This is a genomic window from Bradyrhizobium sp. USDA 4541 (genome assembly GCF_024171085.1).
Classification (GTDB): domain Bacteria; phylum Pseudomonadota; class Alphaproteobacteria; order Rhizobiales; family Xanthobacteraceae; genus Bradyrhizobium; species Bradyrhizobium australafricanum.
In genome coordinates, this window is record NZ_JALJZF010000001.1 from 3,850,633 (window position 1) to 3,864,577 (window position 13,945).

The window sequence follows — 13,945 nt, forward strand, 5'->3', positions numbered from 1 at the left end:
GGCCGAGCCCCCCAAAGCCGCTAAAACGGGCCTCAAACCAGCCGCCGGGCGGCCGCAATCACCTCATGCAGGCCGCCGGTGACCTTGAGGTCGCCGATCTCCTCCGGCGCCAGCCATTTGAAATCGTCGTGCTCGTCGTTCAGGTGAGGCTCGCGGGACGCCCAGCGCGCCGCGAAGGTCATGATCAGATAGTGTCCGGTGCCGGGGCCGGTCGGCAGCACCTCGCGCCAGCCGGCGAGGCCGACGATCTCGACCTTGAGGCCGGTCTCCTCGTCGATCTCCCGGTGCAGGGCGGTATGCAGCGATTCGCCGAACTCGACCCGGCCGCCGGGCAGCGAATAGAAGCCCTTACCGGGCGAGCGGGCGCGGCGCACCAGCAGCACCTTGTCGTCGCGGAAAATCACGCCTGACACGGCGAGCTGCGGGCGGATCGGAGGTTCGGGAGAGGTCAAGGTGATTGGCAGCCGGTTGTGAAGACCATCATGCCCGATATCTCAGGCGCCCGCCATGATGCTGTCGACATCGGCCTCTGCGGCGCCGTTGATGATGCCGGCGGTCTGCATCACCAGCGGCTTGACCCAGACGATCGCCTGCTCGGCGAGCGCGACCCGGCTCTTGTCCTGCTGCAATTGCCGCATCGCCGCCCCGACCTCGGTCAGGATCTTCGTCATGCTGTCGGTGAGCTGGTCGAATTCGGCCCGGATTGCGGCGTCCGCGGTCTCATAGGCCTCGATCGCGAGATCGCGTGCCCGGAAATTCGACGCGGTGAAATGCTCGGCATAGGACAGCGGCTGCCATTCGAGGAAATCGCTGGCGCATTCCGGCAGGTCTGGGACCATCTCCAGCAGCATGATGGCTTCGTTGAAGTGATTGAGGTAGTCGGTGGCAAGCCCGGTGCGGGGATTGATGTTGGCGGCGCGCAACAGCGCCGCCCGCGCCTCATCGGGGTACGTCGGTCGCGGGGAAGAGTCCGCTATGGCGGCCGTTGAGGTCATTGATCGCAGTCTTTAACGGTCCAAGTTAAGGCAGAATAAACGGATACCACTCTGGACGGCAAATGTGCGGACGCTTTGTCATAACCTCGCCGCCGGCGGCCTTGCGCGAGATGTTCGGCTATATCGAGCAGCCGAATTTTCCGCCACGGTATAATGTTGCGCCGACCCAGCCGATCCCGGTGGTGCTGCTGCAGAATGGCGGCCGGCATTTTCAATTGATGCGCTGGGGCCTGATCCCGTCGTGGGTCAAGGACCCCAGGACCTTCTCGCTCCTGATCAACGCGCGCTCCGAGACGGTGCGTGAGAAGCCGGCCTTCAAGAACGCGATCAAGCGGCGCCGGGCGCTGATCCCCGCCGACGGCTATTACGAATGGCAGGATGCCGGCGGCCGCAAGCGGCCGTTCTTCATCCATCGCCGCGAAGACCATCCGCTCGCCTTCGCCGCGCTTGCCGAGACCTGGATGGGGCCGAACGGCGAGGAGCAGGATACGGTCGCGATCGTCACTGCGCCGGCCAGTCCCGACCTCGCGCAATTGCATCACCGCGTGCCGGTCACGATCAGGCCCGAGCAATTCGCGCGCTGGCTCGACTGCCTGCCGAACGATGTCGACGACGTGATGCCGATGCTGAAGGGCCCCGAGGTCGGCGAGTTCGCCTGGCACCAGGTCACGATGCGCGTCAACGCGGTCGCCAATGACGATGCGCAATTGCTGCTGCCGATGACCGCGGATGAAATCGCCGCGGAGGACGCGCCGCAGCCGAAGAAGGCCGCGCCGCGCAAGGCGCCGGTGCGGGAGGATGACGGGCAGGGGTCGCTGTTTTGAGGGCTCACTGAACCGGCGTGATGCAGCGCGGATTTGCGTCAGCTCTCCACATCGTCGTCCTGGCCTTCGCCAGGACGACGATGAAGATGGACCTCGATTCAACCGGTGCGCAATTGCGCACCTGAGGGCTCGCGCCAAGTGGCGCGCTCCGGCATGACAGAGCCAGAGATCACCCCTTCACGTGTGCCACGCCTTCGATCTCGATCAGCATCTTTGGATTGGGCAGCGCCACCACCACGCAGGTGGTGCGCGCGGGGTAGGGGGCGGGGCCGAACGCGCCAGCATACAGCGCGTTCATCGTCGCGACGTCGCTCGCGCGCGTCAGCAGCACGTTGACCTTGACGAGATCGCGCATCGTCGCGCCCGCCTCGCTCAGCACGCGCTTGATATTGGTCACGACATTGGCGAACTGCGCCTCGAAGCCGTCGGGCAGCTCGCGATTGGCGTCAAAGCCGGGAATGCCGGAGATGAACAACAAATCGCCGACGCGGGCGCCGAACGAGAGTGGCGGCGCCTGGACGCCGGGCGGAGGAGGGAAGTGCTTGATTGTGGTCTTTTCAGTCATTGGGTCACCCGTCTGCGTGAGATGGAAGGGGAGAAGTTTCGATGGCGCGCGGCGCCGGTGCACGCCGGCGCCAAAGATTCCTGCCGAAGAGATTCTGGCCGATCATGCCTGCGAGCATCGCGAGAACGAAGACCACGATCGGTAGCGAGAGGCCGGCGATATTGACCAGTGCCGGCCCGGGGCAGATGCCGACGAGGCCCCAGCCGATGCCGAACAGCACCGCGCCGGCAACCAGCGGCGCATCGATGTCGGTCCGGTCGGGCCAGAGGAAGCGCACCGAGAAGGCGGGGGCCGTGCGCCGCCGGGCGATCGCAAAGCCGGTTGCTGCGACCGCAACCGCGCCCGCCATCACGAAGGCGAGCGTCGCGTCCCACGCGCCGAACAGATCGAGGAAGCCGAGCACCTTCTGCGGATCGGTCATGCCGGAGATCAGAAGCCCCGCGCCGAAGATCAGGCCGCAGACAAAACTGGCAAGCACCGGCATCGCTAAACCGCTCCTTGTTTGAGCATGATCCTTTCGGAAAACCGCTTCGCACTTTTCCGGATCATGCTTAGCCTCCGATCCCGTGCCTGACGATTGCGACCGTCGCGATCGCCGTCAGCATGAAGATGCATGTTGCCACGATCGAGCGGCCGGACAGCCGCGCGAAGCCGCAGACGCCGTGGCCCGAGGTGCAGCCATTGCCCATCCTTGTACCGAATCCGACCAGCAGTCCCGCGATCGCGACCACCACAAGGCTCGCATTCATCGCCGGCCGCGGCAGCGGCGCGCCGAACAGCGCCGCAATCAGGGGCGCTCCGATCAGTCCCGCGATGAACGCGATGCGCCAGGAACGATCGGCGCTACGGTCGGCGCCGCGGTCGGCGGTATCGGCCCGCAGCGCGCCGCCGACGATGCCGGTGACCCCGGCGATTCGCCCGGTCAGCAGCATCAAGAGCGCCGCGGCAAGCCCGATCAGCGCGCCGCCGGCTAGGCCGGAAAGTGGGGTGAAATCGTGCATCGATGCAGATCCCTGTTGCGCAAACTCCTCAGCGATCCGGCAAAGCGGTGGGCGCGCATGCGCCAGTGGTCGCGCGGCTGCAGAGGCGATGATAGACTCCGCACCATCAGGAACAAGCGCAATCCCGCATGTTTCGCGGCATTTCAGCGATGCCGCCGGTCGGCTGGATTGCCGCGATTCGCTCTCACTTCGTCCGGAGAATCCCCCATGAAGTTGCCATCCGTCGCCCGCGCCGCGCTGCTCGCGCTGGCGATGCTCACCGGAACGTCCGCTGCCCTGGCTGACGAGGGCGCGGTGACGCTCGTGATCTTCAAGGGCGGCTGGGTGTTCGGCGGCTCCGCCGGCAAGGGCGTCATGACCTTCCACGGCCAGACCTATGGGCTCACGGCCGGCGGGCTGGACTATGGGCTCGTGTTCGGCGGCTCGCAGACCACGTTGCAGGGGCGGGTGCGCAATATCCGCCGTCCGCAGGATATCAACGGCGTCTATGCCGCGGCGGGCATGGGCGTTGCGCTCGGCGCCGGCGTGCGCGGCATCCTCTTGACCAACCAGAACGGCGCGGTGCTCGAATTGAGCGGCAAGCAGGTCGGGTTGATGGCCAATGTCGACCTCAGCGGGCTTGCGATCACGTTGAAGGAGTAGGGAGCGGTCTCGTAGCGATCTCGTAGGATGGGTAGAGCGAAGCGAAACCCATCGACTTCGGTGCGTCGGGAGAGATGATGGGTTTTGCGGAGTTTATCATCCGGCCGCGCTTTGCGCGGACCCGTTGGCTCTACCGATCCTACGATCCTACGATTCCGTGATCCACTCGGCGAGTTCGCGCCACGGCTGTAAGGTCCAATGACCCGAGGCCGCGCCGGATGGCGACGGCAGCACGAACACTTCGGGAAAGCCATTCACCGATGGCTGCCGGCCGAGCACGAGCGCGTTGGTCGGCCTGTTGTAGAACAGGCTCGCCGCCTTCCTGCTGGTGAAGGCGACGGTGTTCGGCCGATAGGTCTCGATCTTCGTCCGGAAGCCCACGACGTCGAACGACTGCCTGCTGATTTCGTGATCCATCCCGGCGCCGGTCTTGGAGAGATCGGTGAAGCCGATGCCGAGCGCGAGCAGCGCCGCGAACTCGTCCGGCCGATAGCGCCGCGGCGTGATGCCGGCCTCATGCAGCGCACGCCAGAACCGGTTGCCGGGATGCGCGTAATAATGCCCGACGGCGGCTGACCGCGTGCTGGCCGCGGTGCCGACGAACACCAGGCGCAGATTGGCGCGGAGCTGGTCGGGGAGGCGGTGGGAATTGTTCGCGGGCATCTGGGGGCTGAATAAAGTAATCACGCGTTGGCACATGACTTCACCTGGAATCGAGCGGCGAACTGCGCCTCACCTCTCCCGATTGCGGGCAGGGCAATCCGGTGTTTCCGCGCCGTCATGGCCGGCACAAGGCCGGGCATGACGAGTTTGTGGCGCTATCGAGCCCATATGCGATTGCCAGCACTCGCAGGGGAGGCGCGTTCCCAAAATATCGAAAACAACCCCATGCAAAGTACAAAGTAGCCGGCGGTGGCCGGCGTTCGACCAGGCTACTTGACACGTCGGGCAACTCACGAATATTTTCCAATATTCCGAAATCACGCAGGCGCACGCTCGCCTCCCGGGGCATATGGCATTCGTGCGCTTCTGTAAGCGACGTTTCCATGTCGTCGTGGCCGCCAGCCATATGCATAGCCCTGCGGCTTGCGGGGGGCAGTGCCGTCGCTGTCGTCATTCAAGCTAGTCCCGTCACGCGCTAGCGCACCGGCTCCTTGACCTCTTCTTCCGTCGTGACCGCTTGCGACGGTCCGGTTGCGCGCACCATCAGGAACGTCCCCGAGAACCTTGTGCCGCGGATGCTCCAGCGGCCGTCGATCTCGGTCGCGTCGGCATTGACCGCGCCTTCATAGTGCACGGTGTCGTAGCCGTAGCCAGGCGGCTCGTAACGTTTGACGAACGTAACAGCGCTGCCGGAGCGCTGGCCCGCAAGCGATGCATTGTGCGTGCTGATCGGACAGCCCGGCATCACGCAGGGTTCGGTCACGCTGCCGCCGAGCGCGCCGCCGGCGTCGATCAGCGTCGCCAGGAACGTGACCATGCCGCTCGGCTGAACATAGCTGCCGTCCCAGACGCCGGTGAGATTGTCGGTCATGTCGCTTGCCCGGATTGCGCTTGGCGAAATTGCAGTGATCGATGTGGTGCACGCAGCGCCTCAACGCAAGTCGTGCCCGATCGCGCGGTTGCTTGCAGGTGCAAAAGGGTCTGTAATCCGCTCAAACAGATCAAGAAGAATTCGGGAGCGGACATGACAGGAGAGGCGAAAACCCACTTTGAGGTGATCGTGGTCGGCGCCGGCGTCGCGGGCATCTACCAGATCAAGCGGCTGGCCGATCTCAGCATCGACGCCACCGTGCTCGAAGCCGCGCCCGATCTCGGCGGCACCTGGTACTGGAACCGCTATCCGGGCTGCCGCTTCGATTCCGAGAGCTACACCTACGGCTTCTCATTCTCGCGCGAGCTGCTCGACGAGTGGCACTGGAAGGAGCGCTTCTCCGGCCAGCCCGAGAATCTGCGTTACCTCAACTACGTCGCCGACAAGTTCGACCTGCGCAAGTACATGCAGTTCAATTGCAAGGTCGAGACCATGCAGTTCGACGAGACGCGCGACCTCTGGCAATTGAGGATCAGTGACGGCCGCGAACTGACCTGCCGCTTCGTGGTGCTCGCGATCGGGCTGTTGTCGGCGCCGACCATGCCGCGCGTGCCTGGCATCGATGACTTCAAGGGCCGCTCGTTCCACACCTATTACTGGCCGCACGAGCCGGTCGATCTTGCCGGCAAGAAAGTCGCGGTGATCGGCACCGGCGCCACCGGCATCCAGCTGATCGGCGAGATCGCCGACAAGGTCGGCGAGCTCACGGTGTTCCAGCGCCGGCCGAACTGGAGCGCGCCGCTCAACAACTCTGCGATCTCCGTTGACGAGATGGCCGAGATCCGCGCCCGCTATGACGAGATTTTTGCTGCCTGCGCGTTGACGCCGGGCAGTTTTGTCCATGGCCCCGACAAGCGCGGCTTCTACGAGGTGAGCCGCGAGGAGCGGCTCAAGCTGTGGGACAAGCTCTACGACGAGCCCGGCTTCGGCATCTGGCTCGCGAACTTCCGCGAGATCTTCATGGACGAAGCCGCCAATGCGGAGCTCTCGGAATATATCGCGGGCCGCATCCGCCAGCGCGTGAACGATCCTGATGTCGCCGAGAAGCTGATCCCGCGGGATCACGGCTTCGGCGTGCAGCGCCTGCCGCTGGAGACCCGATATTTCGAGGCGTACAATCGCGACAATGTGCAGCTCGTCGATCTCTCCGAAACGCCGCTGGTGCGCGTCACCGAAAAAGGCCTCCGCACCACGACGCGCGACTACGATTTCGACATCATCGTCTACGCCACCGGCTTCGACGCCATCACCGGCGCCTACGACCTGATAGATATCCGCGGCATTGGCGGGGAGCGCCTCGCCGACAAGTGGAAGCACGCGCCATCGACCTTCCTCGGCATGCTCGTCCACGGCTTCCCGAACCTGTTGATGCCGACCGGCCCGCAAAGCGCCTCCGCGTCGACCAACTTCCCGCGCGGCATCGAGAACGGCGTCAACTGGTGCACCAACCTGCTGCAATACATGTGGGACCGCGGTCTGACCCACGCCGACGCCACGCTCGAAGCGCAGCAGCGCTGGACCGCGCATGTCGTCAAGATGTACGAGATCATGCTGATGCGCAAAGCCAAGTCGTGGTTCACCGGCTACAACTCCAACGTCGCCGGCCACGAGGAGGGGACGGTCCGCTACTTCGTCTACAACGGCGGCACGCCGAAGTTTTTGGGGATCATCAACGGGGTTGCGGAGAAAGGGTATCAGGAGATTGCGTTTGGTGCGGGGGCGCGGGGCGGTGTGCAAGCAGCTGTCGGGGCGACGGCGTAGGATTCAGGAATAGTCCGGTAGCCCGCATGAGCGCAGCGATATGCGGGACAGGTAAACCCCGGATATCGCTTCGCTCATCCGGGCTACTTGCTCAAGCCGTCGCCGCCGAATGTCACATCGAGCAGCGAACATACGGCGTCTCGATGGGCACCGGTGCCTTGGAGCTGAGTATGATCTTGTTCTCTCCGGAGAGTGTTATGTCGAATGACACGTCCGAAACCGCGACGCCGTCCGAGCACGCCGCAATCACGCGAACATTCTGCCCGTCATCATGCAGCGATTTGACGGTGCATTTTTGAAATGTGCCGGTGATTTGCTTGCCCTGGACGATCAAGCCTCCCGCGTTGAGATCGGCATCTTTCTTGAACGCGAGCTTGTTATTCTCCTTGGTGAAGACCTGGTTGCAAGCCGAGGCGTCGATCGTCCAGGCTCCGCTCAAATCCGCAGCCTGTGTCGAGGCCGCTTGCGCAACGAGAAGTACGAATAGCACAGCGCTGAAGGTTCTCATGAAACTCTCCAATCAAATGGTCACAGGGGTAATATCCCTGACCCGACCTTCATCGCTTTCGAGCGTCATAGCAAGCGATGAGATAGCGGATTTTTCGTTGATCCAAGTCAAGGGTTCTGCGGAGCGCCTGGTGTGGACCTGGGCCGGTTGCTGTCGTGACCGGCCCTCCACAAGCCGAACACACGCACTAAATCATAAGTGAATGATCCAGACGCAAAAAGGCCGGGCTTTCACCCGGCCTTTCGTTTTTGGATGGATGCCCGGGGCGTCTCGCGCGAAGACGCGCTCCGCGCTGTTGCCCGGGCATGACGAGCGGTGAGGGTCAGAACACCCTGTTGCTCTCCTTCACCTTCTCCGCGTCCAGATACACGTCGCTTCCCATTTCCTTGAACTTGGCGCTCATCTGCGCCATGCCCTGTTCCTTGTCGTTGAGCGTCGCGGCGTAGTCGCGGACGTCCTGGGTGATCTTCATCGAGCAGAATTTCGGGCCGCACATCGAGCAGAAATGCGCGACCTTGTGGGCTTCCTTCGGCAGGGTCTCGTCGTGGAAGTTCTTCGCGGTGTCCGGATCGAGGCCGAGGTTGAACTGGTCCTCCCAGCGGAAGTCGAACCGGGCACGGCTGAGCGCATCGTCGCGCAGCTGCGCGGCGGGGTGGCCCTTGGCCAGATCAGAGGCGTGGGCCGCGATCTTGTAGGTGATGACGCCGGTCTTGACGTCGTTGCGATCCGGGAGACCCAGATGCTCCTTCGGCGTGACGTAGCAGAGCATCGCGCAGCCGAACCAGCCGATCATCGCAGCGCCAATGCCCGAGGTGATGTGGTCGTAGCCCGGCGCGATGTCGGTCGTCAGCGGCCCGAGGGTGTAGAACGGCGCCTCGCCGCACTCCTTGAGCTGCTTGTCCATGTTGATCTTGATCTTGTGCATCGGCACGTGGCCGGGGCCCTCGATCATGACCTGGCAGCCCTTGTCCCACGCGATCTTCGTCAGTTCGCCGAGCGTCTCGAGCTCGGCGAACTGCGCGCGGTCGTTGGCGTCCGCAATCGAGCCCGGGCGCAGACCGTCGCCGAGCGAGAACGAGACGTCATACTTGCGCATGAGGTCGCAGATCTCGTCGAAATGGGTGTAGAGGAAGCTCTCCTTGTGATGCGCAAGGCACCACTTCGCCATGATCGAGCCGCCGCGCGACACGATGCCGGTGACGCGGTTGGCGGTGAGATGGATGTAGGGCAGCCGCACGCCGGCGTGGATCGTGAAATAGTCGACGCCCTGTTCGCACTGCTCGATCAGGGTGTCCTTGTAGAGCTCCCAGGTCAGCTTGACCGGATCACCGTCGCACTTCTCCAGCGCCTGGTAGATCGGCACGGTGCCGATCGGCACCGGCGAGTTGCGCAAAATCCATTCGCGGGTGGTGTGGATGTTGCGCCCCGTCGAGAGGTCCATCACGGTGTCGGCGCCCCAGCGGATCGCCCACACCATCTTGTCGACCTCTTCCTCGACCGACGAGGTCACCGCCGAGTTGCCGATATTGGCGTTGATCTTGGTCAGGAAGTTGCGGCCGATGATCATCGGCTCGAGCTCGGCATGGTTGATGTTGGAGGGAATGATGGCGCGGCCGCGCGCGATCTCGTCGCGGACGAATTCCGGGGTGATGAAGGCCGGCACGGAGGCGCCAAAGCTCTCGCCGTCGGCAAGCGCGGCCTCGGCGCGCTCGAGCTGTTGCTTGCGGCCGAGATTCTCGCGCTCGGCGACGTAGATCATCTCCTTGGTGATGATGCCGGCGCGGGCGAATTCGAGCTGCGTGATCTTGTGGCCGTCGAGGCCGCGCAGCGGCCTGTGGTGCGCGGTGAACGCCTTGGCGGCGTGGGCGGCGCCGACATTGCCGTTGTCCTCCGGCTTGATGGTGCGACCCTCATATTCCTCGACGCCGCCGCGCTCCTTGACCCAGGCGAGCCGATTGCGCGGCAGGCCGGCGTTGACGTCGATCGTCACGTTCGGGTCGGTGTAAGGGCCCGAGGTGTCGTAGACCGGCAGGTTCGGCTCGCCGGCGCCCTCCGACAGCATGATCTCGCGCAGCGGCACGCGCAGATCGGACGCGGCCTCCGGCGTCGCAAAGATCTTGCGCGAGGCGGGCAGCGCGCCGGTGGTGACGGCGGGACGGGTGGTGTCGGGATTGGAGCGGATGTTCATGAGGGATCCTCCTTAATCTTGTCGTCATTCCGGACGGTCCGTTAGGACCGATCCGGAATCTCGAGGTGGTGGCGCGAGATTCCGGGTTCACGCTTCGCGTGCCCCGGAATGACGCTGGTGAGAGTTACGTGCATCACGCGGCCTCCGCGCTGAGGCCGAGCCATTGTCTGACCCGCGCGTCGGGGTCGGGGTTCTGGGTGACGTCACTGACGACGGCGATCGAATCGGCGCCGGCGGCGAAGATCTTGGCGGCGTGCTCGAACTTGATGCCGCCGATCGCGACAAGGGGGATCGAGCCGATCCGCTTCTTCCACTCGGTGATCTTCGGAATGCCCTGCGGCTCGAACCGCATCGATTTGAGCGTGGTGAAGAAGATCGGGCCGAGCGCGACATAGTCGGGCTTGGCGGCAAGCGCGGTGGCGAGCTCGGCGTCGTCATGGGTGGAGATGCCGAGCGTCAAGTTCGCTTTGCGGATCTCGCCGAGGTCGGCCTCGGCGAGGTCTTCCTGCCCGAGATGCAGATGCTCGGCGCCGGCGACGATCGCCGCGCGCCAATAGTCGTTGACCACGAGCTTGGTCGGCGTGCCCTTGGTCACTGCGAGCGCATCGCTGACGATCTGCAGCGCCCCGGCATCGTCGAGCTCCTTGGCGCGCAGCTGGATGGTGCCGACGCCGAGTTTTGTCAGTCGCTCGACCCATTTGATGCTGTCGACGACGGGATAGAAGGGATCAGGATACGGCATGCCAGAACGGGGTCCCAACGACAGGGGTGGAGGGGGAGGCGAAGTCGCGGGCTTCCATCAGTCCGGCTTCGTAAGCGGTGCGGCCGGCCTCGACGCCGAGGCGGAAGGCATTGGCCATCGCAACGGGATCGGCGGCTTTGGCGACCGCCGTGTTGAGCAGCACGGCGTCATAGCCGAGCTCGAGCGCCTCGGCGGCATGCGAAGGCGCCCCTAAGCCGGCGTCGACCACCAGCGTGATGCCGGGCAGGCGGTCGCGCAACAGCTTCAGCGCGTCGCGGTTGGTGATGCCCTTGGCGCTGCCGATCGGTGCTGCCCACGGCATCACCACCTTGCAGCCGGCGTCGACCAGCCGCGAGGCGACCGAGAAATCCTCGGTGCAATAGGGGAACACTTCAAAACCGTCCTTGATCAGGATGCCGGCCGCCTCGACCAGGCCGACCACGTCGGGCTGCAGCGTGTCGTTGTCGGCGATCACCTCGAGCTTGATCCACGGCGTGCCGAACAATTCGCGCGCGAGCTTGGCGGTGGTCACCGCCTCCTTCACGCTGCGGCAGCCCGCGGTGTTCGGCAGCACGGTGACGCCGAGCTCGCGGATCAGCGACCAGAACGCATCGCCGGTCTTGCCACCCGCCGCCTCGCGCCGCAGCGACACCGTGACGATGCTGGCGCCCGAGGCGCGGATCGCATTCTGCATGATCGCAGGCGAGGGATACAGCGCCGTGCCGATCAGCAGGCGGGACGGGAAGGATTTGCCGTAGAAGGTGACCATGATCCGTGGTGTCTCCTCAAATCACGCCGTCGTCCCGGCGAAGGCCGGGACCCATACGCCGCGGCCCTTCAAGAGGGCACGCGGGGCGTCGTTCGTTCCGCCAATAGCCGGTCGTGGTTATGGGTCCCGGCTCCGTGCGCAAGCGCGCACTCGGCCGGGACGACATGGGGAGGGAGTGTGCGAACAAACTCACATCACCCTCCCTGCCGTGGCGTGATGATCTCGATCTCGTCGCCGGCTTTCAACGCGGTGTCGGCCCAGCGGCTCTTCGGCACCACGTCGTAGTTCAGCGCGATCGCGAAATGCGTGCCCTCGTAGTCGAGCTCGGCCAGCAGCGCATCGACACTGGAGGCCACGATCTCCCGCTGCTCGCCGTTGACGATCACGCGCATTGCATCACCTCATTGTCGATTTCGCCGCGCGCGAGATAGGCGAGCGTCAGCTCCGCCAGCGCCGGCGCGAGCAGGAAGCCATGACGGTAGAGTCCGTTCACCGTGATGCGTTCCTGCTCGATCCTGATTTTCGGCAGATTGTCGGGAAATGCAGGGCGCAGGCCGGCGCCGAATTCGACGATGCGCGCCTCGGCGAATGCCGGATGCACGACATAGGCGGCCCCTAACAGCTCCAGCGCCGAGCGCACGCTGACGCCGTTGTCCTCGGCCTCGATCGAGGTCGCGCCCAGCATGAAGCGGCCGTCGCCGCGCGGGATCACATAAAGCGGCCAGCGCGGATGGATCAGCCGCACCGGGCGCGCCAGTTCGACCTCGGAGGTCTCGATGATGATCATCTCGCCCTTGACGCCGCGCAAGCTCGGCTCGCGGTCGCGCGCGGCAAGGCCGCGGCAGTCGATCACCACGCCGTCGAGATCGGCTGCCTCGGCGTCGCTGCCGAACTTGATGGCGCCGCCGGCCTTGCCGATCGCGGCATGCAGCCGCGGCAGCACGCGGCGCGGCTCGACATGGCCCTCGTCGGGATAGAACAGGGCGTCACGGAAACGGCCCTCGAGCGACGGCTCGAGCGCGCGAACGCCCTCGGCGTCGATCCGGCGATGGCCGGTGGTGAGGCGGGCAAAGCGCTCGAAATCGGCGCGGTCGCGCGGATGCGCCACCACCAGCGAGCCGTTGAACGCGGTTTCCGGAACATGCTGCCGCCACAGCGCGAGCGAGCGGATGCCGAGCCGGGAGATCACCGGCTCGGAGGCCTCCGCCTCGCACCACGGCGCCAGCATCCCGCCGGCCCAGTGGCTTGTGGATTCCGTCATCGCGGCGTCACTGCGCTCATGCAGGGTGACGGCACGTCCGGCCTCTGCGAGCAAGAGCGCATGCCAGGCGCCTGCTATGCCTGCGCCGATGATGGAGACGGGGGAAACCCCCCGCGGTCTTGACGTCTGATACATCCCTGTCCCTTCGCCGGCATGACCCGGATCAGGTTCAAAGGGTCACCGCGGTCCCGGACTATTCGCCTACTGGCTAGCCCAAGCTTGCGGTATCTCAGCTCCTCCTTCGGAGCACCCCTCGGAACGCCCCTAATGTAGGCGGATGGGCTCGTGTGTCAACTTGTATGCCAGACGCATTGACAGGCGGTGTCGAGGATGGCCGGCACGCGCCGTGGGGCTGCGCGGACACGATCGGCGCTATTTTTCGGCCTGTTCCGGCTTCGGCTCGGCGGTATCGGCCGTCATTTGCTCCGACTTGGCGAATTCCTTCGGCGGTGCACCCGCGCCGCCATGCTTCGCTTCCTTCAGGTGATCCCCGCGCTGGCGCTTTGCGACGTAGTAATACCCGCCCGCGAAATAACGCACGGCTCGATCGTGATTGCCATCGGCGGCGCGATAGGCGCCGGCGAGGTATTTGATGCCGTATTTGAGGTTGGTCTGGGGATCGCGCAGACCCTCGGCGGTACCGGTGTAGCCGAGGCCGCGTGCAGTGCCGAGCTTGATCTGCATCAGCCCGATGGTGCCGCCGCGTCCGATCAGCTGCGGATGGTACTTGCTCTCGCGCACGATGACGCGATGCACCAGCTCTTCCGGTACGAGGTTGGCCTGGGCCTCGGCCGCCACCATCGCCTCATATTGCGCGCGCGATTGCGCCTGCGCGCTCGCGCAGGACGCCAGCACCGCGATTGCGGCAAGGCAGCCAAAGGCTTGTACGGTCTTCATCTCAATCGCTCGGGCTTTCAGATGCGCGTCGGTTCTGCGGTCTCATTGGTACGGCTAGCGGGCAGGAATGTGGCAAAACCTTCGCATCAGCGAACGTTAATGCATCCGTGATTGTCCGGTCATGGGGTGAAGGGACGACGCGATTGCAAGACGGATGCTTCAAATTGTTTGCTTCAATCGTCTCAGCCAAAAATTGTC

Annotated in this window: 17 protein-coding genes and 1 riboswitch; of the genes, 3 read left to right on the forward strand and 14 right to left on the reverse strand. The window is 64.6% G+C overall.

Translation table 11 applies throughout. The annotated features are described in order from the left end of the window. Positions 1 to 32 precede the first annotated feature (32 nt). The gene (locus tag J2R80_RS18015) at positions 33 to 452 is read right to left on the reverse strand and encodes an NUDIX hydrolase (RefSeq protein WP_057014939.1); all 420 of its coding nucleotides are present in this window, start codon (positions 450 to 452) and stop codon (positions 33 to 35) included. Between the two features lie 42 nt (positions 453 to 494). Further along, positions 495 to 995 (reverse strand): hypothetical protein, encoded by a 501-nt coding sequence (locus J2R80_RS18020; protein ID WP_057014940.1) that lies wholly within the window; start codon positions 993 to 995, stop codon positions 495 to 497. A 62-nt stretch (positions 996 to 1,057) separates the two neighbouring features. Here J2R80_RS18020 and J2R80_RS18025 point away from each other — a divergent pair, with 62 nt between their 5' ends. Further along, complete coding sequence (locus J2R80_RS18025) at positions 1,058 to 1,819, forward strand: SOS response-associated peptidase (RefSeq protein ID WP_253639044.1); 762 nt, start codon at positions 1,058 to 1,060, stop codon at positions 1,817 to 1,819. Positions 1,820 to 1,988: 169 nt separating this feature from the next. On the opposite strand, the gene J2R80_RS18030 is transcribed toward J2R80_RS18025, so the two are convergent. The 3 genes from J2R80_RS18030 to J2R80_RS18040 form a co-directional block, all read right to left on the reverse strand. Continuing rightward, the gene (locus J2R80_RS18030; protein WP_076824036.1) at positions 1,989 to 2,384 is read right to left on the reverse strand and encodes a RidA family protein; all 396 of its coding nucleotides are present in this window, start codon (positions 2,382 to 2,384) and stop codon (positions 1,989 to 1,991) included. 4 nt (positions 2,385 to 2,388) lie between these two features. Beyond that, the gene (locus J2R80_RS18035) at positions 2,389 to 2,868 is read right to left on the reverse strand and encodes a DUF6691 family protein (RefSeq protein WP_253639045.1); all 480 of its coding nucleotides are present in this window, start codon (positions 2,866 to 2,868) and stop codon (positions 2,389 to 2,391) included. 67 nt (positions 2,869 to 2,935) lie between these two features. Continuing rightward, positions 2,936 to 3,385 carry a YeeE/YedE family protein gene (locus J2R80_RS18040; protein ID WP_057014944.1) on the reverse strand — a complete coding sequence of 150 codons (450 nt, stop codon included), beginning with the start codon at positions 3,383 to 3,385 and terminating at the stop codon, positions 2,936 to 2,938. Between the two features lie 207 nt (positions 3,386 to 3,592). Here J2R80_RS18040 and J2R80_RS18045 point away from each other — a divergent pair, with 207 nt between their 5' ends. Next, positions 3,593 to 4,027 carry a hypothetical protein gene (locus tag J2R80_RS18045; RefSeq protein ID WP_028332611.1) on the forward strand — a complete coding sequence of 145 codons (435 nt, stop codon included), beginning with the start codon at positions 3,593 to 3,595 and terminating at the stop codon, positions 4,025 to 4,027. A 147-nt stretch (positions 4,028 to 4,174) separates the two neighbouring features. Here J2R80_RS18045 and J2R80_RS18050 read toward each other — a convergent pair whose 3' ends face one another. Further along, positions 4,175 to 4,690 (reverse strand): mismatch-specific DNA-glycosylase, encoded by a 516-nt coding sequence (locus J2R80_RS18050; protein WP_253639046.1) that lies wholly within the window; start codon positions 4,688 to 4,690, stop codon positions 4,175 to 4,177. Between the two features lie 475 nt (positions 4,691 to 5,165). Further along, on the reverse strand, positions 5,166 to 5,561 hold the full coding sequence (locus J2R80_RS18055; RefSeq protein ID WP_168857501.1) for a hypothetical protein: 396 nt from the start codon (positions 5,559 to 5,561) through the stop codon (positions 5,166 to 5,168). A gap of 153 nt (positions 5,562 to 5,714) precedes the next feature. Here J2R80_RS18055 and J2R80_RS18060 point away from each other — a divergent pair, with 153 nt between their 5' ends. Beyond that, entirely contained in the window at positions 5,715 to 7,382 is a 1,668-nt protein-coding gene (locus J2R80_RS18060; protein ID WP_253639047.1) for an NAD(P)/FAD-dependent oxidoreductase, read from the forward strand. 112 nt (positions 7,383 to 7,494) lie between these two features. Here the strand turns inward: J2R80_RS18060 and J2R80_RS18065 are convergent, their stop codons facing one another. From J2R80_RS18065 to J2R80_RS18095, 7 genes are all read right to left on the reverse strand, one after another. Then, complete coding sequence (locus J2R80_RS18065) at positions 7,495 to 7,890, reverse strand: hypothetical protein (protein WP_253639048.1); 396 nt, start codon at positions 7,888 to 7,890, stop codon at positions 7,495 to 7,497. A gap of 322 nt (positions 7,891 to 8,212) precedes the next feature. Further along, positions 8,213 to 10,078 (reverse strand): phosphomethylpyrimidine synthase ThiC, encoded by a 1,866-nt coding sequence (thiC, locus tag J2R80_RS18070; protein WP_253639049.1) that lies wholly within the window; start codon positions 10,076 to 10,078, stop codon positions 8,213 to 8,215. 133 nt (positions 10,079 to 10,211) lie between these two features. Continuing rightward, positions 10,212 to 10,820, reverse strand: a complete 609-nt coding sequence (locus tag J2R80_RS18075) for a thiamine phosphate synthase (RefSeq protein ID WP_253639050.1) — start codon at positions 10,818 to 10,820, stop codon at positions 10,212 to 10,214. Next, positions 10,807 to 11,589 carry a thiazole synthase gene (locus J2R80_RS18080; protein WP_076824053.1) on the reverse strand — a complete coding sequence of 261 codons (783 nt, stop codon included), beginning with the start codon at positions 11,587 to 11,589 and terminating at the stop codon, positions 10,807 to 10,809. The genes J2R80_RS18075 and J2R80_RS18080 overlap by 14 nt, the downstream gene beginning before the upstream one ends. 194 nt (positions 11,590 to 11,783) lie before the next feature. Continuing rightward, on the reverse strand, positions 11,784 to 11,981 hold the full coding sequence (gene thiS, locus J2R80_RS18085; RefSeq protein ID WP_076824056.1) for a sulfur carrier protein ThiS: 198 nt from the start codon (positions 11,979 to 11,981) through the stop codon (positions 11,784 to 11,786). Continuing rightward, on the reverse strand, positions 11,972 to 12,985 hold the full coding sequence (locus J2R80_RS18090; protein ID WP_253639051.1) for an FAD-dependent oxidoreductase: 1,014 nt from the start codon (positions 12,983 to 12,985) through the stop codon (positions 11,972 to 11,974). Before J2R80_RS18090 ends, thiS begins: the two co-directional genes overlap by 10 nt. Then, a riboswitch (TPP riboswitch) is annotated at positions 12,973 to 13,114 on the reverse strand. It overlaps the preceding gene by 13 nt. A gap of 108 nt (positions 13,115 to 13,222) precedes the next feature. Further along, on the reverse strand, positions 13,223 to 13,747 hold the full coding sequence (locus J2R80_RS18095; protein WP_253639052.1) for a lytic transglycosylase domain-containing protein: 525 nt from the start codon (positions 13,745 to 13,747) through the stop codon (positions 13,223 to 13,225). Positions 13,748 to 13,945: the final 198 nt, after the last annotated feature.

Excerpts from the sequence above, each read along its gene's own strand:
- J2R80_RS18020 (WP_057014940.1), bottom strand. The coding sequence starts at position 995 with ATGACCTCAACGGCCGCCATAGCGGACTCTTCCCCGCGACCGACGTAC.
- J2R80_RS18025 (WP_253639044.1), top strand. The coding sequence starts at position 1,058 with ATGTGCGGACGCTTTGTCATAACCTCGCCGCCGGCGGCCTTGCGCGAG.
- J2R80_RS18030 (WP_076824036.1), bottom strand. The coding sequence starts at position 2,384 with ATGACTGAAAAGACCACAATCAAGCACTTCCCTCCTCCGCCCGGCGTC.
- J2R80_RS18035 (WP_253639045.1), bottom strand. The coding sequence starts at position 2,868 with ATGCCGGTGCTTGCCAGTTTTGTCTGCGGCCTGATCTTCGGCGCGGGG.
- J2R80_RS18040 (WP_057014944.1), bottom strand. The coding sequence starts at position 3,385 with ATGCACGATTTCACCCCACTTTCCGGCCTAGCCGGCGGCGCGCTGATC.
- J2R80_RS18045 (WP_028332611.1), top strand. The coding sequence starts at position 3,593 with ATGAAGTTGCCATCCGTCGCCCGCGCCGCGCTGCTCGCGCTGGCGATG.
- J2R80_RS18050 (WP_253639046.1), bottom strand. The coding sequence starts at position 4,690 with ATGCCCGCGAACAATTCCCACCGCCTCCCCGACCAGCTCCGCGCCAAT.
- J2R80_RS18055 (WP_168857501.1), bottom strand. The coding sequence starts at position 5,561 with ATGACCGACAATCTCACCGGCGTCTGGGACGGCAGCTATGTTCAGCCG.
- J2R80_RS18060 (WP_253639047.1), top strand. The coding sequence starts at position 5,715 with ATGACAGGAGAGGCGAAAACCCACTTTGAGGTGATCGTGGTCGGCGCC.
- J2R80_RS18065 (WP_253639048.1), bottom strand. The coding sequence starts at position 7,890 with ATGAGAACCTTCAGCGCTGTGCTATTCGTACTTCTCGTTGCGCAAGCG.
- thiC (WP_253639049.1), bottom strand. The coding sequence starts at position 10,078 with ATGAACATCCGCTCCAATCCCGACACCACCCGTCCCGCCGTCACCACC.
- J2R80_RS18075 (WP_253639050.1), bottom strand. The coding sequence starts at position 10,820 with ATGCCGTATCCTGATCCCTTCTATCCCGTCGTCGACAGCATCAAATGG.
- J2R80_RS18080 (WP_076824053.1), bottom strand. The coding sequence starts at position 11,589 with ATGGTCACCTTCTACGGCAAATCCTTCCCGTCCCGCCTGCTGATCGGC.
- thiS (WP_076824056.1), bottom strand. The coding sequence starts at position 11,981 with ATGCGCGTGATCGTCAACGGCGAGCAGCGGGAGATCGTGGCCTCCAGT.
- J2R80_RS18090 (WP_253639051.1), bottom strand. The coding sequence starts at position 12,985 with ATGTATCAGACGTCAAGACCGCGGGGGGTTTCCCCCGTCTCCATCATC.
- J2R80_RS18095 (WP_253639052.1), bottom strand. The coding sequence starts at position 13,747 with ATGAAGACCGTACAAGCCTTTGGCTGCCTTGCCGCAATCGCGGTGCTG.